The sequence below is a fragment of the Streptomyces sp. genome (assembly GCF_050698815.1).
Lineage (GTDB): Bacteria > Actinomycetota > Actinomycetes > Streptomycetales > Streptomycetaceae > Streptomyces.
Genome location: NZ_JBOHCV010000672.1, coordinates 1 through 2,516 on the forward strand (window position 1 = coordinate 1; position 2,516 = coordinate 2,516).

General features: G+C 67.7%; 3 protein-coding genes and 1 tRNA gene. 3 read left to right on the forward strand and 1 reads right to left on the reverse strand.

All coding sequences use genetic code 11. The annotated features are described in order from the left end of the window. The first annotated feature begins 74 nt into the window (after positions 1–74). Positions 75–932 carry a zinc metalloprotease HtpX gene (htpX, locus tag ACRDP3_RS24100; protein ID WP_431519100.1) on the forward strand — a complete coding sequence of 286 codons (858 nt, stop codon included), beginning with the start codon at positions 75–77 and terminating at the stop codon, positions 930–932. 39 nt (positions 933–971) lie between these two features. After that, positions 972–1,568: an MBL fold metallo-hydrolase gene (locus ACRDP3_RS24105; RefSeq protein WP_431519101.1), complete on the forward strand. Its 597-nt coding sequence runs from the start codon at positions 972–974 to the stop codon at positions 1,566–1,568. Positions 1,569–1,752: 184 nt separating this feature from the next. Here ACRDP3_RS24105 and ACRDP3_RS24110 read toward each other — a convergent pair whose 3' ends face one another. Then, entirely contained in the window at positions 1,753–2,241 is a 489-nt protein-coding gene (locus ACRDP3_RS24110; protein WP_431519102.1) for a YajQ family cyclic di-GMP-binding protein, read from the reverse strand. A 188-nt stretch (positions 2,242–2,429) separates the two neighbouring features. On the opposite strand from ACRDP3_RS24110, the gene ACRDP3_RS24115 reads away from it, so the two are divergent. Next, positions 2,430–2,511: transfer RNA gene (locus ACRDP3_RS24115), tRNA-Tyr, on the forward strand. The last annotated feature ends 5 nt before the right edge of the window (positions 2,512–2,516 follow it).

Sequence of the window (2,516 nt, forward strand, 5' to 3'; positions counted from 1 at the left end):
CGTGAGGGTCCACCGGACAGGTGGCATGACCACCCGCCTCAGGGTTCCCCTGCGCACTACCTGGAGGGCGTACTGTGCACCGGCACAACGGGCTGAGGACAGCCCTGCTCCTCGGGGGACTGTCCGCCCTCATCATCGTCATCGGCGGCTTCTTCGGACGTACGGGCCTGGTCGTCGCCCTGCTCATCGCGGTGGGCACCAACGGGTACGCGTACTGGAACAGCGACAAGATCGCGCTGCGCGCCATGCGGGCCCGCCCCGTCAGCGAGTTCGAGGCGCCGGAGCTCTACCGCATGGTCCGCGAACTGTCCACGGCCGCCCGGCAGCCGATGCCGCGCCTGTACCTCTCGCCGACCCAGGCGCCGAACGCCTTCGCCACCGGCCGTAACCCCCGCAACGCGGCCGTGTGCTGCACCGACGGAATCCTCCGCCTCCTCGACGAGCGTGAGCTGCGCGGTGTCATCGGTCACGAGCTGAGCCACGTTTACAACCGCGACATCCTCATCTCCTCAGTCGCCGGCGCTCTCGCCTCCGTGGTGATGTTCCTCGTCAACTTCGCCTGGCTGATCCCCTTCGGGCGCGGCGACGACGACGACGGGCCCGGCCTGGCCGGGATGCTCATGCTCATGATCCTGGGCCCGCTGGCCGCCGTCGTCATCCAGCTGGCCGTCTCCCGCTCCCGCGAGTACGAGGCCGACGCGGCCGGTGCCCAGCTCACCGGCGATCCGCTCGCTCTGGCCTCGGCCCTGCGCAAGCTGGAAGCCGGCACCCGGCAGCTGCCGCTGCCGCCGGAGCCGAGGCTGGAGACCGCGAGCCACCTGATGATCGCGAACCCGTTCCGCCGCGGCGCGGGCACAGCCCGCCTCTTCTCCACCCACCCGCCGATGCACCAGCGGATCGCCCGCCTGGAACGCATGGCGGGCGGCCGCTGACCCCTCCGGCCGATTCGTTGTCGAGTACGTTTATGGGCCATGCGGATCACGAAATACACGCACGCATGTGTACGACTTGAACGGGATGGCCGCGTACTGGTCATCGATCCCGGGACGTGGAGCGAGCCGGCTGCCTTGACCGGCGCGGACGCCGTGCTGGTTACTCACGAACACGCCGACCACATCGATGTCCTCCGTCTGGCCGGGCTGGGCGTGCCGGTCTACGCCCCCGGCGAAGCGAACATCCCAGGGCTGGAGGTCATCGGGGTGTCCTCCTCCGCCGAGTTCACCGTCGGCGGCTTCCGCGTACGGGCTGTCGGTGGTCGTCATGCGTTCGTCCATGCCGGCCAACCGGACTGCGCGAACCTCGGCTACATCGTCGATGAGGCGATCTACCACCCGGGGGACTCGCTGCACGTGCCCCAGCAGCCGATCGAGACGCTCCTGGTTCCGGCCCAGGGGTCGTGGATGAAGACGGCGGAGGCGATCGACTTCGTCAACGCGGTCAAACCCCAGCGGGCGTTCGCCATCCACGACGGCCAAATCAACGAACGTGGCCTCAGCAGCGTCAACCGCTGGCTCGCCGAAGAGACCGACAGCGGCTACCGGTATCTGAGGCCAGGCGAATCGCTCTGAGTTCACTTACGGGGCGGATGATGGCGGTACGACCTGCGGTCCTTCCACGCAGCGCTGCTCATCAAGCACCGGCTCGGCGCGCGGGGACACGCCGAGGGCCGCTGTCGAGGCCGCCCTCGGCGATGTGCCCGCGCTGGCTGCGAAGCACGCACCACAACGTCCTTGCAGGTCTCAGAACGGCTCGTCAGCGGTAGTTGACGAACTGCACCGGGAATTCGAAGTCCTTGCCCTTCACCAGCGCGATGATGTCCTGCAGGTGGTCGCGGCTCTTCGAGGACACCCGCAGCTCGTCGCCCTGCACCTGGGCCTTCACGCCCTTCGGCCCCTCGTCCCGGATGACCTTCGCGATCTTCTTGGCATCGTCCTGTCCGATGCCCTCCTTCAAGCTCGCGCTGATCTTGTACTCCTTGCCGGACGCCTGCGGCTCGCCCGCGTCCAGGGCCTTCAGCGAGATCCCGCGCTTGATCAGCTTGGACTGGAAGATGTCGAGGACGGCGTTCACCCGCTCCTCGGCATTGGCCCGCATCTCGATCCGCTCACCTGACCACGCGATCGAGGCGTCCACACCCCGGAAGTCGTAGCGCTGCGAGATCTCCTTGGCGGCCTGGTTGAGGGCGTTGTCGACCTCCTGCCGCTCGACCTTCGAGACGATGTCGAAACTGGAGTCGGCCATGGTGAGTTGGCTCCTCGTGGGTAGATCCGTCAGAGACGCGGTCCGCGACCGAACCGCCCGGTCAGCCTAGCCACTACGGGCCGCTCTCACCCCTGATCAACGGAGTGGCGAACCACCCCCGGTCATCGGGTATGGTTTACCCCGTTGCCGCGGAGCACCGCCCTGAGCGGGTCCGGGCAGCAATCCCAGGCGGTGTGCCCGAGTGGCCAAAGGGAGCAGACTGTAAATCTGCCGGCTCAGCCTTCCCAGGTTCGAATCCTGGCGCCGCCACAGGA

What these genes read in the sequence shown, in the direction of transcription:
- ACRDP3_RS24105 (WP_431519101.1), top strand. Translation starts at nt 972, where the DNA reads ATGCGGATCACGAAATACACGCACGCATGTGTACGACTTGAACGGGAT.
- ACRDP3_RS24110 (WP_431519102.1), bottom strand. Translation starts at nt 2,241, where the DNA reads ATGGCCGACTCCAGTTTCGACATCGTCTCGAAGGTCGAGCGGCAGGAG.